Source organism: Soehngenia saccharolytica DSM 12858, assembly GCF_059568515.1.
In genome coordinates this window covers 1-17823 of sequence record NZ_JCANTN010000034.1, presented here as the reverse complement: position 1 = coordinate 17823, position 17823 = coordinate 1, and the positions used below count along the sequence as shown (strand labels likewise).

Annotated in this window: 23 protein-coding genes; 4 read left to right on the top strand and 19 right to left on the bottom strand. The window is 37.7% G+C overall.

Going from position 1 to position 17823, the window contains the following annotated elements; all coding sequences use genetic code 11:
- Window positions 1–797: 797 nt before the first annotated feature.
- Window positions 798–1106, bottom strand: coding sequence for a hypothetical protein (locus tag BO51_RS08680; RefSeq protein ID WP_496485870.1), 309 nt, complete (start codon window positions 1104–1106; stop codon window positions 798–800).
- Window positions 1107–1218: 112 nt separating this feature from the next.
- On the opposite strand from BO51_RS08680, the gene lgt reads away from it, so the two are divergent.
- Window positions 1219–2025, top strand: a complete 807-nt coding sequence (gene lgt / locus BO51_RS08675) for a prolipoprotein diacylglyceryl transferase (RefSeq protein ID WP_118475153.1) — start codon at window positions 1219–1221, stop codon at window positions 2023–2025.
- A gap of 96 nt (window positions 2026–2121) precedes the next feature.
- Here the strand turns inward: lgt and BO51_RS08670 are convergent, their stop codons facing one another.
- From BO51_RS08670 to BO51_RS08615, 12 genes are all read right to left on the bottom strand, one after another.
- Window positions 2122–2481, bottom strand: a complete 360-nt coding sequence (locus tag BO51_RS08670) for a NifB/NifX family molybdenum-iron cluster-binding protein (protein WP_118475431.1) — start codon at window positions 2479–2481, stop codon at window positions 2122–2124.
- Complete coding sequence (locus BO51_RS08665; RefSeq protein WP_181340480.1) at window positions 2474–2947, bottom strand: C-GCAxxG-C-C family protein; 474 nt, start codon at window positions 2945–2947, stop codon at window positions 2474–2476. The genes BO51_RS08670 and BO51_RS08665 overlap by 8 nt, the downstream gene beginning before the upstream one ends.
- Window positions 2944–3792, bottom strand: a complete 849-nt coding sequence (locus tag BO51_RS08660; protein WP_496485867.1) for a P-loop NTPase — start codon at window positions 3790–3792, stop codon at window positions 2944–2946. Before BO51_RS08660 ends, BO51_RS08665 begins: the two co-directional genes overlap by 4 nt.
- Before the next feature lie 55 nt (window positions 3793–3847).
- Entirely contained in the window at window positions 3848–4573 is a 726-nt protein-coding gene (locus tag BO51_RS08655) for a ZIP family metal transporter (RefSeq protein ID WP_199485871.1), read from the bottom strand.
- A 37-nt stretch (window positions 4574–4610) separates the two neighbouring features.
- Window positions 4611–5432 (bottom strand): MBL fold metallo-hydrolase, encoded by an 822-nt coding sequence (locus tag BO51_RS08650; protein WP_132029541.1) that lies wholly within the window; start codon window positions 5430–5432, stop codon window positions 4611–4613.
- A complete protein-coding gene (locus BO51_RS08645; RefSeq protein WP_496485864.1) occupies window positions 5429–6313 on the bottom strand; it encodes an ATP-binding protein in 885 nt (294 codons plus the stop codon). Before BO51_RS08645 ends, BO51_RS08650 begins: the two co-directional genes overlap by 4 nt.
- Window positions 6291–7142, bottom strand: a complete 852-nt coding sequence (locus BO51_RS08640; RefSeq protein ID WP_496485862.1) for a nucleotide-binding protein — start codon at window positions 7140–7142, stop codon at window positions 6291–6293. Before BO51_RS08640 ends, BO51_RS08645 begins: the two co-directional genes overlap by 23 nt.
- Window positions 7143–7155: 13 nt before the next feature.
- Window positions 7156–7524, bottom strand: a complete 369-nt coding sequence (locus BO51_RS08635; RefSeq protein ID WP_496485860.1) for a NifB/NifX family molybdenum-iron cluster-binding protein — start codon at window positions 7522–7524, stop codon at window positions 7156–7158.
- A gap of 47 nt (window positions 7525–7571) precedes the next feature.
- Window positions 7572–7940 carry a DUF134 domain-containing protein gene (locus BO51_RS08630; RefSeq protein ID WP_496485858.1) on the bottom strand — a complete coding sequence of 123 codons (369 nt, stop codon included), beginning with the start codon at window positions 7938–7940 and terminating at the stop codon, window positions 7572–7574.
- Between the two features lie 63 nt (window positions 7941–8003).
- On the bottom strand, window positions 8004–8282 hold the full coding sequence (locus BO51_RS08625) for a DUF5320 domain-containing protein (protein ID WP_213818493.1): 279 nt from the start codon (window positions 8280–8282) through the stop codon (window positions 8004–8006).
- A gap of 181 nt (window positions 8283–8463) precedes the next feature.
- Complete coding sequence (locus tag BO51_RS08620; protein WP_496485856.1) at window positions 8464–8778, bottom strand: cupin domain-containing protein; 315 nt, start codon at window positions 8776–8778, stop codon at window positions 8464–8466.
- A 90-nt stretch (window positions 8779–8868) separates the two neighbouring features.
- A complete protein-coding gene (locus BO51_RS08615) occupies window positions 8869–9492 on the bottom strand; it encodes a 4Fe-4S binding protein (protein ID WP_496485854.1) in 624 nt (207 codons plus the stop codon).
- Window positions 9493–9558: 66 nt separating this feature from the next.
- Between BO51_RS08615 and BO51_RS08610 the strand changes: the two genes are divergently transcribed.
- The gene (locus BO51_RS08610; RefSeq protein ID WP_496485852.1) at window positions 9559–10233 is read left to right on the top strand and encodes a Crp/Fnr family transcriptional regulator; all 675 of its coding nucleotides are present in this window, start codon (window positions 9559–9561) and stop codon (window positions 10231–10233) included.
- A gap of 85 nt (window positions 10234–10318) precedes the next feature.
- Here the strand turns inward: BO51_RS08610 and BO51_RS08605 are convergent, their stop codons facing one another.
- The 5 genes from BO51_RS08605 to BO51_RS08585 form a co-directional block, all read right to left on the bottom strand.
- Window positions 10319–11881: a recombinase family protein gene (locus BO51_RS08605; protein ID WP_496485850.1), complete on the bottom strand. Its 1563-nt coding sequence runs from the start codon at window positions 11879–11881 to the stop codon at window positions 10319–10321.
- 416 nt (window positions 11882–12297) lie between these two features.
- Window positions 12298–13686, bottom strand: coding sequence for a recombinase family protein (locus BO51_RS08600; RefSeq protein ID WP_496485872.1), 1389 nt, complete (start codon window positions 13684–13686; stop codon window positions 12298–12300).
- A 12-nt stretch (window positions 13687–13698) separates the two neighbouring features.
- The gene (locus BO51_RS08595; RefSeq protein WP_496485848.1) at window positions 13699–13866 is read right to left on the bottom strand and encodes a hypothetical protein; all 168 of its coding nucleotides are present in this window, start codon (window positions 13864–13866) and stop codon (window positions 13699–13701) included.
- Window positions 13867–13923: 57 nt separating this feature from the next.
- Window positions 13924–14145, bottom strand: a complete 222-nt coding sequence (locus tag BO51_RS08590; protein WP_496485846.1) for an SHOCT domain-containing protein — start codon at window positions 14143–14145, stop codon at window positions 13924–13926.
- Between the two features lie 53 nt (window positions 14146–14198).
- Window positions 14199–15203 carry an N-acetylmuramoyl-L-alanine amidase gene (locus BO51_RS08585; protein WP_496485844.1) on the bottom strand — a complete coding sequence of 335 codons (1005 nt, stop codon included), beginning with the start codon at window positions 15201–15203 and terminating at the stop codon, window positions 14199–14201.
- A 202-nt stretch (window positions 15204–15405) separates the two neighbouring features.
- On the opposite strand from BO51_RS08585, the gene BO51_RS08580 reads away from it, so the two are divergent.
- Together BO51_RS08580 and BO51_RS08575 are read left to right on the top strand one after the other, a co-directional pair.
- Window positions 15406–16410, top strand: coding sequence for an AAA family ATPase (locus tag BO51_RS08580; protein WP_496485842.1), 1005 nt, complete (start codon window positions 15406–15408; stop codon window positions 16408–16410).
- Between the two features lie 462 nt (window positions 16411–16872).
- Window positions 16873–17082 (top strand): hypothetical protein, encoded by a 210-nt coding sequence (locus BO51_RS08575; RefSeq protein ID WP_496485840.1) that lies wholly within the window; start codon window positions 16873–16875, stop codon window positions 17080–17082.
- A 263-nt stretch (window positions 17083–17345) separates the two neighbouring features.
- Here BO51_RS08575 and BO51_RS08570 read toward each other — a convergent pair.
- Window positions 17346–17823 (bottom strand): IS256 family transposase (locus BO51_RS08570; protein WP_496485838.1); only part of this gene is annotated, 478 nt, incomplete at its 5' end.

The window sequence follows — 17823 nt, the reverse complement described above, 5'->3', positions numbered from 1 at the left end:
CCTCTGTTGAACGCTCAAACAAAAGAGAAAAGGTTGATTACCATCTAGAAGCTGGGCGTCATCGTTCTACTAAAATGTGGTACATCCGCCTTTACGGTATTATGATATGCCAGCATATTGATGCTTGGTACAGCGTAAAAAAGATACAATAAAACTCTCGGAGGTTATATTTTAGTTTGATTTTATACCACTTTTCATGATTTTAAAAAACTCAAAATGTTGGGTTTATTTGCTATGCACTTTTTTAAAATCATTTTTTAAATCGAATATTTCTTTGAAAAACTAGGACCTTATTATTAAATTTGCAATATTTTAATCCTGAACCTTCATCCTATTCCGAGAGCCTATTTACTTGGTAATAAGTCCTAGCTTATTCATGATTTATATACCCTATATATTCTTGGTAAAACATGGTTGAGGTTAAATTTCAAGTATGGGATTAATTGTAGTAGTATTTCTATTACTTTGAATAATTGGAACATGCGAAGATGGTCCATTATTCACTAGACTTTAGTCAAACCTGATAAATTACAAATCCTTAAGAATAGATATATTTTAAAAGAAGAGCTAGGTTTAGAGTGATCTCCTTTGTTTTAGGGGATACACAAGTACTCAAAAACCGGTGTACCCTACCGAGTACACTTTTCCTTTGCAAAATGTATAGATTTAATGTAGTTTTAAAGTTATAATTACATTTAAAATGTACTCTTTCATTTATCCATCCTAAAAGTACAGAATGAAGTAATGAATATATTATCCTATTTTTGTATTATTAGGTTGTTTCTCTAATTTTAACATTAATTCATAGCTATAATAACCTCAATCCCATCATATACTTCCTTTTTTCTTCTGCCCTTCCCAATATCATTAAAAACGATATGTTCTTTGTCATGAATAAATTTCATAACAACATATCGTTTCCGTTGATAATTAGCTATTTTATGATCTAATTCTACTATTGAATCTTCTGTATTCCTACCACGCACTCTATGTGGCTTGAGCGGCTTGGATTGATGTCTTGGACTGATTTTTTGAACCTTACGTCTACGGGAACATGTCAATGGGTTTTTCGGTCTTTTTTGAAAAATCGTCGTTCGCAGGAACATATCAACAAGCCTTTCTTCCTAATATACATGTTTAAATGGTTTACGTAAATACCTCATCGTGATACTATTATTAAAGTTACCTCTATACGCTGATATTAGAAAGGCGGATTTTATGATAGATAGATATTTAATAAAAAACCTATTTGGCATTAATGGTTTAAATATTGCATGGTATGGCGTTATTATTGGATTCGGGGTTTTACTTGGTGTTTTGATTGCCTGTCGTGAAGCTAAAAGACAGAACCTTAAAAGTGAAATAATCTTTGATTTTCTCTTTTTAGCGCTCCCCATCGCAATCATCTGCGCGCGAATTTATTACGTTGTATTTGAATGGGAACAGTATAGCGGCAACTTTACAAAGATGATTGCTATTTGGGAAGGTGGTCTTGCTATATATGGAGGAGTTATTGGTGGAATCATAGCTGCGATTATTTTTTCAAAACGCAGTCAATTCCCATTTTTCCGACTTGTTGATATGGTTGTACCAAGCTTAATTCTAGGACAGGCAATTGGTCGATGGGGTAATTTTGTGAACCAGGAGGCCTTCGGCAATCTCGTTGCAAACCCAAATCTTCAATTCTTCCCCTATGCTGTATTCATAGAACGGTTGGAAGAATGGCATCAAGCTACATTTTTTTATGAAAGCATGTGGAATTTGTGTGTATTTGCTGTACTGGTTTATTTCCGCAAAAGGACAAAGTTTAACGGTCAGCTTTTGGCAACTTACTTTATCGGATATGGGCTAGGTCGTTTTTGGATTGAAGGATTGCGTTCAGATAGTCTTTATCTGGTCCCGGGACTTAGAATATCGCAAGCACTGTCATTGGTTCTGATCATTTTCGGAATTATTATAATCGTATTCCACAATAAACTCTTCAAAAAAACCACTGATTATACGGGTAAATATATGATTAAATAAAAAGATACCGCTGTCAGTATTTGTACTGAAGCGGTGTCTTTTTATTTGCACAGTGTAATAATCAAAGTATAGGAAATTATAATTCAAAGTCCTGTTTCATTCTCCACATTCATCGTGGTGCTCATGTTCATGGCAAACAGAACCAGTAGATTTAAGAGAACCCTGCAGGTATGCTTCTACTGCTGCTTTGGCATCACCTCTTGCCCCAACAATAACCTCAATGTTCCTTTCATTAAAAATGTCAACTGCACCTCCTCCCATACCACCACTGATGATGACGTTTACTCCACGATCGGCAAGAAAATTAGGCAAGAATCCAGGTTTATGCCCGGGGTTAGCGATGGTTTCACTTTTAACAATTTTGTTGTTTTCGGTGTCAAAAATTATAAACCCTTCGCAATGTCCAAAGTGCTCAGTCACCATTCCGTTATCACTTGCTACAGCAATTTTAATCATAGTTGACCTCCTCCATTCTTTTACTCTGAATATATTCATCAAGTATCCTTGCAGCTTGCTCAACAAGTTCTGCGCAAGGCCGCTTTTTATAATAATTATCATTTCTGGTCTCGGGTATAGGTTTATCATGCTTAATTGAAATACCTAACAGTTCCCTGCATATGATTGATCCGTTTTCATTTTCAAATTGTTTTGCCAAATCTTGAACTAGCTCATAATGTTCTGCTTTCGCATTTTTGCTGGATGGATCTGTGTAACCATATTTCATGCCGACCACCATAAACATTCCTGTCACAGCACCACATACTTCTCGCAACCTACCCATACCTCCTCCGAAAGAAGATGCAATTTTTAATGCTGTTTCCGTGTCCAGCCCCGTTTCATCACAAAAAGCAGCAAAAACAGATTGAGAGCAATTGTAGCCTTTTTTAAACAATTTTCTTGCCAAATCTGAATGTGCACTCATTTATTATCTTCCTCAATGATTTCCTCCAATACTTTTGCCGCCGGATCAAGCCAATCGCCGTCAAAAAGTTCTATCATACCCTTATCACAGGCGGCAGAAATTTTGGGGTTGACCGGAAGCTTAGCAAGCACTTTTAAATTATGCTTTTCGGCAATTTCGTCAACATGGCTGTCGCCGAAAATTTTGTGTTCCTTACCGCAATCCGGACATTTAAAATAGGACATATTTTCTACTAAACCAACGATAGGAATATTCATCATTTCAGCCATCCTGACTGCTTTTGATACAATCATGGATACAAGCTCCTGAGGCGAGGTTACAACAATGATCCCATCAACAGCAATGGATTGAAATACAGTAAGGGGAACATCGCCGGTGCCCGGTGGCATATCGATGAACATAAAATCCACATCGCTCCAGATAACATCTGACCAGAACTGCTTTACCATATTTCCGATCAGGGGTCCTCTCCACACAACTGGATCGGTATCATTCTCTAAAAGCAAATTAACAGACATGATATCAATACCTGTCTTACTTTTAACTGGGAATAAGCCAAATTCACTTCCTGTGGCTTTTTCCTTGATACCAAATGCCTTAGGAATAGAAGGCCCGGTTACATCAGCGTCCAGAACAGCGGTATGATACCCCATTCTATTCATGGTAACAGCTAGCATGGAAGTTACCAGTGACTTTCCAACCCCTCCTTTACCGCTGACAACACCAATAACCTTTTTAATGCTGCTCATTTCATGTGGTTTCACGGAGAAATCATTTTTCTTTTCCTTTCTTTCTGCGCAGTCCTCCGAGCAACTGCTGCAGCTTTGGTTGCAATTTTCGCTCATAATATTAGCTCCTTCCTGTATATTTTTCATGCATGGTTGTTATGCTATAATAACTTTAGTGTTCGGTAAACATAATAAGCAGTGCGAAAACAATTCCCAATATAAATGCTAGTGTAGAGTGCTTTTTCTCATATTCCCTTGCTTCAGGCAATAAATGCGATGCCGAAACGTATATTAAAACACCAGCAACAAATCCAAGCATATGTCCTAAAACATTGTTACTAAGATGTTGAACAATTGGATATGCTATAAAGGCACCGATAGGAGTTGTTAATGCTGCTGCAAGAAAAGCATAAATCCCAGCTTTCCTTGTGCTATATCCACCTTTAAGTAACATTGAAAAAGTTATAACGCCTTCGGCGAACTCATGAACAACCAACCCAACTCCAGTAAGAATTCCAACTACTGTGCTGATACTAAAAGTAACTGTGTATACAACGCCATCTATAAGTGAATGAATTAAGATACCTTCAATTGCAGTTATGCCAAAGGCCAGTTCTTTTTGCTTTGTTTTGTATTTGATGATCTCATTGCTGAAATACATAAATAAAAATCCTGCGAGCGCAGTAAATCCTGCGTAGGAGGTTTTTTGTATAGCCTGAGGTAAAGTCATTATCAGCGGGGAAGAGATAAGTATTCCCGCAGCAAAACACATACAATAGTCTTTAATTTTTTCTGCCCATTCGCGATTTTTATAAAGAGTCCAGATTCCCAAACTGTTTACTATCATTGCTCCCATTGCAAAAGCAGAAATAAAAATAAATGTATTAATATCTTTCACAGGCATTCATCTCCCTTGATTTGCACTATCAAATAATTCATATGTGTATTTCACTGCCTGCTGACAGATAATCGATGCTATCACCCATAATAGTTTTCAGCCTTTTATAAGGCTCCAGACCAGTGCAATGACATGTGTAAAACTTTGCTTTTGTATCCACCAGGTATTTACCAATTCTATCTATCATTTCATGGACCTCGTTTCCGCCAGAACGGTTGGAAAGATGAAATCCACCTATCACATAGTTAGGCATACGTCTTTTTAAGTCATGGAAGTATTCAAGAATATTTACAATACCATTATGGGCGCAGCCTGTTACCAAAAGCGTCTTTCCTGCCTCCTCTATAATGAGGTTTTGTTCATGCGCAAAAGTATCCTGTACTATTTTGCCGTCATGTTTCATAAGCAAACTGTCATTTGACTTTGGTAGAGGTTCCTTCCTGGTAATATTTGAGAACACTTGAACCCCCTTGCTGACAAAGAAACGGTCTGATGTAAATACAATACGCTTGTTTTGCTTCAATTCTTCATCCAAGCCAATATACTCCGGTTCATCATTTGAACGCAAAGCATAGTATTTTTCAAATGCTAGTCGGTGTAAGAATACCTCGGCTTTCGTGTTTTCACGCAAAAAAGCTCTTAGCCCGCCACCATGATCATAATGCCCATGCGAAATAATCAGATAATCAACCTCAGAGATATCTACATTCAGCTTCTTTGCATTTTCAAGAAATAACTCACTAGCGCCAACATCAAAAAGAATTTTGTGACTATTTGCTTCTATATAAAGGCTAAGTCCGTGTTCGCTGCCGAAGTTTTTGGATAGCGCTGTATTCTCAACTAGTGTTTTGATAATCATGACCTCAGCCCACCACCTTCTTCAAACAGCAGTTCCATTGTCTTGCTATAAATTGCTTTCACTGCTGCACCTGAGGCACAGTCTATATCAACAATTGTCTGCCCATTATTAATTGCTTTTACCGCGTCCAAATCAAAGGGTATTCTACCCAAAAGGCTAATTCCCTGACCTTTACAGAAGTTTTCTATCTTTTCTGTGTTTTGCATATTTGTGTCAAACTTATTGATACATACCGCCGTCTTTACGCCAAATTTCGCAGCTGTATTTATAATCCGCTCCATGTCACTAATTCCGGATATGGATGGCTCGGCCACAATTAACACCATATCAACACCGCTCAAAGACGCTATAACCGGGCAGCCTATACCGGGAGATCCGTCAATAATGGCAAACTCCACATCAGCGGCTGCTGACTTCATTTGCTTCTTTACCTCGGTAACCAACATTCCGGAGGTTCCGCTGCCCATTTTTAGCTGCGCTGTAGAAAATACTTTTTCTCCATCTGTATATAACAGCAGTTCACCAGCTACAGCAGGTTTTAAAGTCACAGCTTCAACAGGGCAAACAAGCTCGCAAACCCCGCAACCTTCACAGGCAAAAGGATCTACCTTGTATTTCCCGTCTGCTGATATAGCTTCAAATCGGCAGTTTTGCATGCATTGTCCGCACTCTATGCACAGCTCGATATCTATCTCGGCTTTCGGCAAACCATAATAGTCTGTTTTCTTTGGCAGGGAGTTTTGCTTTGTTATAAGATGCAGGTTAGGTGCATCTACATCACAATCCGCATATGCTTTGGCGTCAGCAAGCTTTATAAATGCACTTGCTATTGTGGTCTTTCCAGTGCCGCCTTTTCCACTAAGGATTAGTAGTTGTTTCATTACACTGCACCTCCTTTGCCACTGTTTTCAGCAGAGAAGAAAACAGTTCTTGGTACTTTTCATTTTTATTAACGGCAATTTCCGCATTCGAGTTCAAGGTTCCAAGTTCATTGTCAAATGGAATCCGCCCTAATATCTTTATATTATTTTCAAAACAAAACTTCTCTGCTGGGTTTTCTTCATCCAAGCATTTGTTAATAACCACCCCAAATGGCTTATTAAATAACTTGACCAGATCGTATACTATATTGAGGTTATGAACACCAAACAATGTCGGCTCAGCTACCAATACACAATAGTCCGCATCTTTGATGCTCTCCATTACGATACAAGCGCTTCCTGGTGGACAGTCGATAAATGTCTGTTTATTTGCTCCCAAACTTTTTTCGGTAAGCAGCTTTTTTATGATAGGAATGCCCGTAGCTTCACCGGTGTTCAATATTCCTGTCCATACCGTTACTTCGTCGGAAATCCCTTTTTGTACTTTGCCAATAACCTTTGCTTTCTCTGTTAGTGCCTTTTCAGGACAAACCAAGATACAACCACCGCAGGAGTGGCACACATCGTCAAAGACAATCAGTTTGTTTTTAATATAGGCGAGGGCGTTAAAGTTGCAAAAATCAACGCATTTTCGACATCCATTGCATAATTCTTCATCCACTTTTGGAATCTTTACTGATATTTCTTCCTCCCTGACTCCTTCAGGCTTAAAAAACAGATGTCCATTCGGCTCTTCTACATCACAGTCTATATATGTGGATTCCTTCGATGCCGCAGCTAAATTCACTGATACCAGTGTCTTTCCTGTGCCGCCCTTGCCACTTAGCACAGCTATCCTCATTTTAGTTCCCTCCATGGCCATGAAAACCAGGATGAATTTCATCGAGTAAGGATAGCTTTCCACTGATGAAGTCATCAATATTTTTTTTAGCGGAAATACCCGCTGTTTTATATATTTTAATATCAGCGGATTTGAGCACATTAGCTGCATTTTCGCCACATCGGGGAGTAAGTAAAGCGTTCACTTTATTATCCACTATTGTTTGTGCTGCCTTAATTCCTGCTCCGCCTGTACTTGCTGCTGCACCATTATCAAGAAATATACTCTCTTTAGTTTCAGTATCATAAATTAGAAAATAGGGAGCACGCCCAAAGGATACACATACATTCGACTCCAAGGTTTTCTCATCTACTGGAATTGCTATTTTCATAAGAATCCTCCGTTCTTTTACTAATTCAAAATATATACTCAGTTACCTCAATCCTGCTCATTTGCAAAGCGCCCTCCACGCCTATGTCTATGACAGCCACGACCACAACCATTTCCCAACCCTTCACAAAGCCGGTATTCGCCACCCTCAATCAAAAGCACCTTTCCATTTACTAAAGATTCAGCCAGCTTTTTTCTGGCCTCGATATAAATGCCTTGAACGGTGCTACGAGCAATATTCATTTGCTTGGCGCACTCTTCTTGAGTGAAGCCTTCCAAATCGATAAGCCTTATGGTTTCATATTCGTCAACAGTCATATTTACATGGTTTTCTGCGTCGGCAGACGAATCAAGAGGTCCGAATTTATTACTCTTAGGTAAGCAGCAGACTTTTCTCCACTTCATCGGTCTCGCCATAATTCATCACCTCCATTCTAATCAGAAATAACCAGAGCGTCCTCCGGTTATTTCTGATGCTCATTATAGGTTCTCCAATTGCTTATCAATAACTTCGAGTCGATCTTGCAACATGGTTTTCTGTTCGTTCAGCAGCTCTTTTTGTGTTTTTGAGGAGGTCTGGTTAAATGCAAATCCTCTACCAAAGCCACGACCGAAACCACGTCTGCAAGCAAGTCCAAGACCTAATCCCATTCCGAGACCAGCTCCGTACTTAACTGCATTAGCACCTGTGCAAAGCCCTAATCCTCTTCCAGTCATTGATCCCGCACCCATTGGGCCGGTTCCGTCTCTTCTCGGCATGTTTTTCACCTCCTTATGGTTTATGACATATGCCATCTATTCTTATTATACTACGTTTATGGCATATGTCAATAACCTTTGAGTAAATTTAATAGAAAATTCAAAAAAAACCGTCAATCAAGGAAATTCCTCAAGTGACGGTCATCATTATTGCCGATATAGGTTTTCTAATTGCTTTATCTTATTTTGTTGGGGCTGGTGCTTTTACAACAATCAATTCCAACGTTTCATCATTAAAATTTTTAACGTTCATCTTTGTGTTTACAGGTATTTTCAGTAAAGTACCATTGGAATACTTATGAATTTCCTGGTCATTAAGGCCAATAGAAAGTGTACCTCTTACTACCGTCATATAAACATTAGAATTTGAAAAATGCTCTGGCAACCCTTCATCTTTGTTAAAAACCATGTGTAGATAATGAAGGTTCTCATCATAAATAACTTTTTCTACTGCTTTCTCATTGCCAGTTGATATTTTATATACTTGCTCAATCATTTTATCATCCTCCTAGTATTTAAATTATATCATAAATTTAATATTATTATGTAACTTAGTCACAATACAAAACAATCATATCTATTATATCTATTTTGAGTAGTGAATAGCATCCTTCGGGCACACCTGCTGACAATTAGTACATTGCAAACACATTGAAGTTTCAATTTCAGCCTTTTTATCTGTTGATTTAACCTCTATTGCTTCGGAAGGACAAACTTTCTCACAAAGCTTGCACCCAATACAACTTTCTTTATTTACCTTTTCTGAAAACTTAGCAAATCTTCCAAAAACTTTTTGTAGCGGCCCAAACGGACAAATGAGATTATGAAATACTGCCGGCTTATATCTAAGTGTTATAAGCACCGAAACAGCTAACCAAATGAGTAGGATGGGAATATTTTTATGTAACAATTTTTGTGCAAGCAACATTATTGCTACGCTACCCACCAATGCGAACCATGCAAATTTTCCAGAGCCAAGCCACTTGGGATACTTATCCGTCTGTAGCTTTAGCTTTTTTGAAAGCCTTTCTGTTGGAATCATCAACGTATTCATCGGACAAACATAACCACAATATACTCTGCCAAATAGCAATGCTACTAAGAGACTTACCGCATATAATGCAAGCCAAAGCATCATTTTACCGTTAAGTAATAAAAATATGAATAGTGCAAAAAATAAAATACGTATTGCATTAATAATAAATTTCATAATATTCCCCCATCATTTATTGAATTTTTAATATTATAACGCTATAATATTAAAAAAGGTGTTACCTTGGTAACACATGGGAGATTCTATATGACTAAGAATATTAATTTAATCAAAAGTACTACATTGATAAAATCTTTATCAGATGATGATATACTTACTAACCTCAAAAATGGTAAGTTTAAAGTCACGTCTTATAAGAAAAGTAGCGTTGTTCATTTTGATGGAGAAACATGCATTAAATTAGAAATAATCTTATCTGGCAAGGTTGTTGTAGATCGCATTGACGAATCTGGAAATTTGCTTACAATCTCAGCGTTTTACAAAGATGATATTTTAGGCGGAAACTTATTATTTTCAAAAAGCCCTTATTATCCTATGACTGTATCAACACAATTGCCCACGGATATATTGGAAATTGATAGAGAAGCATTGTTTGAATTGTTTTGTAATAATGCTATCTTTTTACGAACTTACTTGGAACTTACTTCCGACCGTGCATTCATTCTTGGAGATAAGATAAAGCATTATATCAATAAAACAATACGCGAAAGCATTATGAACTATCTCAATTACGAAAGTAAAAAACAAAATTCTAACCACATCAAATTAAATATAACCAAAAAAGCGCTTGCTGAAAGAATCGGAGTTCAACGTACATCTTTATCTCGTGAGTTGGCAAAAATGAGGAAAGATGGGCTTATACTATTCGATACAGATTCGATTACTCTTTTGAAATAATGTAAACCTTATTGCTATTCCAGAGAAAACCGCCAACCAAGACGATGATTTATCTCCTGATTGACGGTCCGTCTTTAAGCTATGTTTATATTTCTACTTCAATTCCCGACTTAAACCTCACAACCACGTTGTTTTCAAATACAGTTACCTTCTCAACTAAGAGCCTTACCAACTCTTCATCGTAATCAAGGCTTTGGTCAGCGTGGTTTTCTATAAACTCCATCATCTCTGTGATTCGGTCTTTTTCACCTTGGCTTTCCGCCTCCGCCGTAAGGATGGCTTGCTTTCTTTCGCTAAGGTCCTGTATTTCATCAGCAAGTTTTTCATAGTCCTTGCCAGAATTAGCATAGCTGATGAGTTCCATCTGTTTCTCTTCCATTTGCTTTTCAATGTTGGCAATGGCCTGTTCATTGCTCTCGCAGACCACTGATTCAATATTCTCCCACAAAATCGTAATCATCGATTCTCCACCGCCAAGAACCTGGTTAAATGCCTCTGCCACTGCGGAATGGAGGTCTTCCTCCGAAATTGTCCTTGATGTGCAACCTTTAGGCCCCTCTTCCAATCGTGTAACGCATCTCCATACCGTAGACTTCTTGCCACGGTTGTTCCAATAAGTCCGTCTATATATGTCTCCGCATTCTCCGCAATATACAATACTGGATAATGCGTACTTGCTGCTATAAACTCGTCTTTTGCCGCTTTTTCCAGCCTGCAAATTAGCCCTACGCACCATCTCCTCCTGAACCTGCATAAAAATTTCACGCGGGATTATAGGCTCATGGCTGTTTTCTACATAGTATTGTGGAACTATACCGTTATTGGGTACCCTTTTCTTCGATAAAAAATCTACTGTATAGGTTTTCTGCAGCAGTGCATCACCGATGTATTTTTCATTCCTCAAAATCTTATTGATTGTGCTGGTATGCCATCTGGGATTGCCTGCACCCGTCAGAATTCCGTCAGCCTCCAAACCTCTTGCTATCTGCAACATACTGGAACCTTCAAGATATTCTCTGTAAATGCGTTTGACGATCTCAGCTTCTTCAGGTACGATAACTAAATTACCATCCTTATCCTTTGTATAGCCAAGAAACCTGTTATGATTGATATGGATTTTTCCTTGCTGATATCGGTATTGAATACCCAGTTTCACATTCTGGCTTAAAGATTGGCTTTCTTGCTGCGCTAAAGATGCCATGATGGTCAGCAGGATTTCTCCTTTGGAATCCAATGTGTTTATATTTTCCTTTTCAAAGTAAACCGGAATATTTTTTTCTTTAAGCTGCCTTATGTGCTTTAGGCAGTCCAGCGTATTTCTTGCAAACCGGCTGATAGATTTTGTGATTATCATATCGATTTTACCCTGCATACATTCTTCTATCATCCGGTTAAACTCTTCACGCTTTTTTGTGTTCGTTCCGGTAATACCTTCATCTGCAAATATGCCTGCTAACTCCCATTCGGGATTGCTTTTGATGTAGTTTGTGTAGTGCTCAATCTGCGCTTCATAACTGGTCGCCTGCTCCTCGCTGTCCGTAGAAACACGACAGTAAGCTGCTACCCGAAGCTTAGGCAATTCCTCTGCCTTTGCACTATTCTCAATTCGCTTACGAGCAGGAATTACTGTAACATTCCTGGTTGTCATCTAAAATCACCTCGATCTTAATAAGACTATAAGCATACTCTGCCTGCTGAAACGGATCATCGTATAGATTATCCGGCATTGAAGCATGAAACTTAAAATTCAGGCATTTCTTTTCATTTCCTTTATGTTCATAAATCCTGCCAAGCGCCTCAGCTCGCCTGCGTCTTTCCAGTTGTGCTTTTTCGAATGTGTCCTTACTGATAATTGGCGGATAGAATTTGTCCTCAACATACCGTTTATCTGAAAGCATTCTTGCAACAGATGTGTGGTAACGCTTAATACCTGCTTTTTGTGCCGCTTCGCTTAAAGAAAGCCCTGAAAGATAAACCTAAATAGCTTCTTAATTTTAACTGCTTCCTCTTCATTAACTACAGCCCTGCCGTTTTGAATGGTATATCCAAAAGGTATATGGCTCATTATTTCACCAGCCTATCCCTTAAGTTCAACCCGCATTTCATTTTGAAACCAATTTCCTCCTGAGAAAACACAATGATTTCTTCAATAAAATTCTCAAATATTTCACTTTCAAATGCATTAATCTGCTTTTCAGCTTTCGTTGCAAATTTAAGAATCTTTTCTGCCTCAACAAGAGTAGTTATGCCTCCATCAATTTCGCGTTTTAAGGTTTCTTTTTGTTCTTTTAATAAAGCCGCTTCTTTAAGCAGCTCATTTTTCTGTGTATTAAAAAGAGCGGGTTCCAGGTATCCCTTAGCTATAAGTCCCATAATTACCTGAACCCGCTCTGTATTTTCTTTGATTTTTGTTTCCAGTTCTTGAATCTTCGCTATATTATCTGAGTAATTTGCTTTCTTTAAGCTTTGTAGCAATGGTCTTATAATGAATTTATGACCGAAAATAAGCTTATTGATCATTACAGCAAAGGCCTGATGAATTGCATCCTCTCTGACAAACTTCATGGAACAGCTTGATGCGTCCTTTATATGCTTTGTGCAGCACCAGGCAATATATTTACGGTTACCGCTGCCATGAATTCGACGTTTAAAATTGCTGCCACATTCTGCGCATTTGATTTTCCCTGAGAACAGGTAGCGGTTTTGATATTTGCTGCTTCCCTTTATCACACCTTTTTCTTTCCCTCTTTGCCTTAATATCTCTTGGACAGCTTCAAATTCCTCATAGGATATGATGGCTTCATGATGAGCTTTTATCATGTATTGATCCTTTTCCCCATGATTATAATGTCGCTTAAAATTCTCATCTGTATAGGTCTTTTGCAGAAGGACATCCCCAGTATATTTTTCATTGCTAAGGATACCGCGGATAGTGGTCGCTGTCCAATGCGAACCTCTCTTTGTTGGGATTTTATCCAAATTTAGCCCATCTGCAATTTTCTGTGTACCTTTACCTGCCAAAGCTTCAGAAAAAATCCGCTTTACGATTTCAGCCTGTTCTTTATTGATAAATAGCTTTCCATCCATATAATCATAACCATAGGGAGGATATGCAATCTTGTATGTTCCGTTTTGAAACCTGCGCCTGATAGACCACTTGCTATTTTCTGCAATGGATAATGACTCGTTTTCTGCAAGGCTACTCAAAATTGTCAGCACCAATTCGCCTTCCATGCGCTGCGTGTTTATATTCTCTTTCTCGAAATAGATGAAAACACCGAGATCGGTAAGTTTTCTCACCATCTCAATACAGTCGGTTGTGTTTCTGGCAAATCTGCTGACTGACTTGGTTATAATAAAGTCAATTTTCTTGTTTTCACAATCTGCAAGCAGCCTTAAAAGTCCAGTTCGGTTCTCCTTTTTTGTGCCTGATATGCCTTCATCATAGTAAATCCCTGCAAATTCCTAATCAGGATTTGCTTTTATATAGGATTCATAATGGTCCTTTTGTGCTTCCAGACTTGCCATTTGCTCATCACTATCGGTTGAAACCCTGCAATAAGCTGCCACTCTTACCTTTGGTTTGAAAGCTTGAAGAGCATTGTTTCCATCAATCCTTGTTACCTTTCTCACTGTTTTCACCTCCTTTGGGCATGTGACATGTTACCTCTGTGTGCCGCTAATAGCAAGCTAATTAGGCCATAAGCTGTGCGTACTTGGAGAAAAGATTTTAAGATTTAACTTGTCGATTTTGTTGAATTCTTCTTCTGAAATCAGTCCTGCCTTAAGCATCCTCTGCAGAATTTTGTACGCCCGCCAGTAATCAACCTCTCTTTGAATTTCCTCCTGTGTTATCTTTGTATAGTTCGTTTCCTGCGGGTTATATGGTAAACGATTAGCCGCCTCTATCATTCAAGCACCTCCTATAAAGACTTAGGACAGCCGCGATTGGCTGTCCTTTATCGTTATTCCGGCAATTTCAGAACTTGTCCGGGGTAAATAGTATCTGAAGTCAGGCCATTGAGTTTCTTAATCTCCGGATATCTTGTTCCTCTACCGAGTTCTTTTTCTGCTATTCTCCATAAGGTGTCGCCTTTTTGCGCTGTATAGGTTCTATTGCCCTTGTTATCAGGAATGCTGTTTACAATTACAAGGTTTTCTTTTGCTACCCAAGTGTTTATGCCTGCAATCTCTTGACCGCCGGATTTCTTAACCTTTTTGCCAAGCAAAACACATTCTTTGCCGCCTTTTATGACCGGCTTGCCTTTGTATAAAGTCTGTGTGACCCTGTGGTAATAGTCATTTTTGACCCACGTTGGAACTTCCACACTGCCGGGGTAGTAATTCTTTACACTGACCTTAAACTCCACCATATCTCCAATTCCAATATCAGTATTGATATCTGTACTGTTCTCCAGCGCTTTTTTTACTGCTTTACGGAAAGTGTCCATATTCTCCCCATGCTTGGGAAACCAGTGCATCACATCAGCATGGTTGCTGGCAATACCGAGCTTATATCCTTCGGAGTGGCAGATGATGTCATTCTCATTAAGACCGTACTTCTTGCAGAGCATAACGCAGAGTTCAACAGCATTCTGCCACGCTTTACGGAAATAATCTTCCTGCTTTGCTGCATCATAACCCACCATTACCGACCCGGATTTATACGAAAACCCAGCAGGCTCACAGATTTCAAAGCCAATATGGGTATTGTTGGCTGCTCCTCCTGCATGCCACCCGCGATGATCCCAAGGCAAGTATTGCCAAACCTCTTTATCGTCTACAAAAGCGTGAACACATACCTGCCTGTTTATTTCACCGGCTTTGTAAGATTTGTTCCAACGGGAAAACCACTCAGCCGCCATTACACCCGGCACAGCCGTCGAATGTACCATGATTCCTTTAGACGTGATTTTGCAGCCTGATGTATAACAGTCGTTTTGCGTCATGTATTTAGTAAAAAGCTTCATTTGCCATGCGTATAATAAAATTTTCTTTTTCCTATTACTTCTAATATTACTTTTATAATCTCTGTATCATTTTTTGGTTATCTATATATTTGTGTACCTTCTTTACAATCAAAAATATGAGGGTTGCTTTTTCCGTATTTTTTCAAATTTAGACTTCGTAAATCAACCTCTAAGTGTGGAAACAAGTAAGGAGGTGAAAAGAATGAAAAGAAGATTTAATACCATTGATGGTGAAACCTTAATGACCATGCCATTAAAACCAATTAACTTCATCATTGAAAACTTGCTGTCAGAAGGTCTTCATATCCTGGCGGGATCACCAAAGGTGGGAAAGTCTTGGCTGGCTTTGTGGTTGTCAGTTGCAGTAGCTAAAGGAGAGGAGGTTTGGGGAAACAAGGTTAAGGAAGGAACTAGCCTTTATCTTTGCTTTGAAGATAGTCAAATAAGAATTCAAAATAGACTATTTGATATTACAGATGAAGCAAGTTATAAGGTAAACTTCTGTGCAGAAAATGCCATGCTAGGAGGTGACCTAGAAGAAAGAATAGTAAACTTCATAAAAGAAAATCCAGATACTGTATTAATTATCATTGATACTATGCAGATGGTAAGAAATACATCTAAGGATTATAACTATGCTAATGACTATGGTGACTTAAGAATCTTAAAAAATCTAGCAGATAAATATGACATAGCTATTTTACTCATCCATCACTTAAGAAAAGAGTATGATAAAGACCCCTTTAATCGTATCTCTGGTACTACTGGAATTCAAGGAGCAGTAGATAGTAGTTTTATCCTAATTGAAGAATCTAGAGGAAGTAAAGTGGCAACTTTATCTTGTGTTGGTAGAGATATTGACTATCGAGAAATCAAATTAAAAAGAGATGAAGATAATATTTGGCAAGTAGTAACAGATAGTTTTATAAATAAGGATGTTCTAATAGATGATATTGTTATTCTTCTTTCTGACTTTATGAAAGACAAAGAATATCACAAATCAACTCCTACAGAATTAGCAGAGGAACTATCTAAAAACAGGGGTGATAATATTTCTCCAAAGAGCCTTAGTAAAAAGATATTACAAAATACAATGGAACTTGAAGAACGTTCAATCTCTGTTGTTATCCGTAAGAGCAATGGTAAAAGATTGATTGAAATTTTTAGAAATAGGGATATTAGGGACGATAAAATGGCTACTCCCTAAGTCCTCAAACTAACGTCCCTGTTGACCCTGAAAGTGTAGCCCTGTTTCGCCCTGTATACCATTTGAATTGGTATATAGGGTAATTAGTCGAGGAGGGGGATGAAAATCAAATTTGGGCAAGATGTTGGGGGATGTTGGAACCTTGGCAGTAACTGATGTTAGTGATATTAATAATAAGAATATTGATTTTAAAAAGCAAATATTCAGTTAAACTACACTATCGATTTTAGTGCAGGATAAAGGAAGGTGGTCAAAAGATTCCACCTTCCAGCTACATCCCCCGGCAGTGCCGTGGGTTGAAAGAATAAAGATAGGTGGTCGGAATTAGGGTTTTGTGTCAGCTTAGGTGGTCAGAAATGATGAAAACCCCCATAAATAGGCGTTTGTTGTTGTCACCTATAGGTGGTCAAAGAAAGTTTAGGGAAGTTATATAAAAGTTATAGATAAGATTGGAGGTTTTCAATGAAAAAGAAGTTAAGATCACTTTGGAAGAAAATAAAGATAATTTTAAAAGATATAAAAGGAGAAGGGGATATAGAAACAGTAGCAAATATTCTATTTACTCCAGAAGGATATAAATTCTTAAAAAATAATATAGAAAAATATAGTTTACAAATAGGAATGTTAAATCGATTATTAAAAGAGGAATTAATTTCAGAAAAGGTAGTGTGAAATAGTTTGTGTTTCATCATTCCAGATTAAGGAATTTGACTAAATTTAAAACTATTTTTAGATTAAAATTAAGTTGATTAGATTTCGTAAAAATCAAAAATTTATTTATTACGTTTAGTATATTTTTACATAGCAAAGCTAAGCTGTCAAGTTCTTTAGCTTTTTAATGAAATATACTAAATTAGTAGTAGCAGTAGATGTGGAGCTTGTGGTTAATTGCATAGCAATTATCCATCAAATCCACATCTTATTTCTTTTTTAGGCTATTTATTTAAGATATCTTCAAAGAATATATTTAATTGAGCTAGTATTTGATCCCAGCCCCTCATCCTTGACGTCCACTTAGATGTGGCATTTGCCATTGCTAAATAAAGGCTCTTTTCTAAAGAAAAATCTGTAGGAAATATTGTCTTATTCTTTGTTACTTTTCTTAGTTGCCTATTAAAATTTTCTATGGTATTTGTTGTATACATCAGCTTTCTAATTTCTGGTGGATATTTAAAAAATGTTGATAATTCAGCCCAGTTATTCCGCCAACTTGCTATACAACTAGGATATTTTTTGCCCCATTTATCTTCAAAGTACCCTAGTTGTATTAATGCTGTTTCTTCAGTGTTTGCTTTATACACTGTCTTTAAGTCTTTCATTAATTCACGTATATCCTTGTAATTTACATATCTTGTAGAATTTCTAATCTGATGAATTATGCATTTTTGAATCTCTGCTTTTGGATAAACTGCG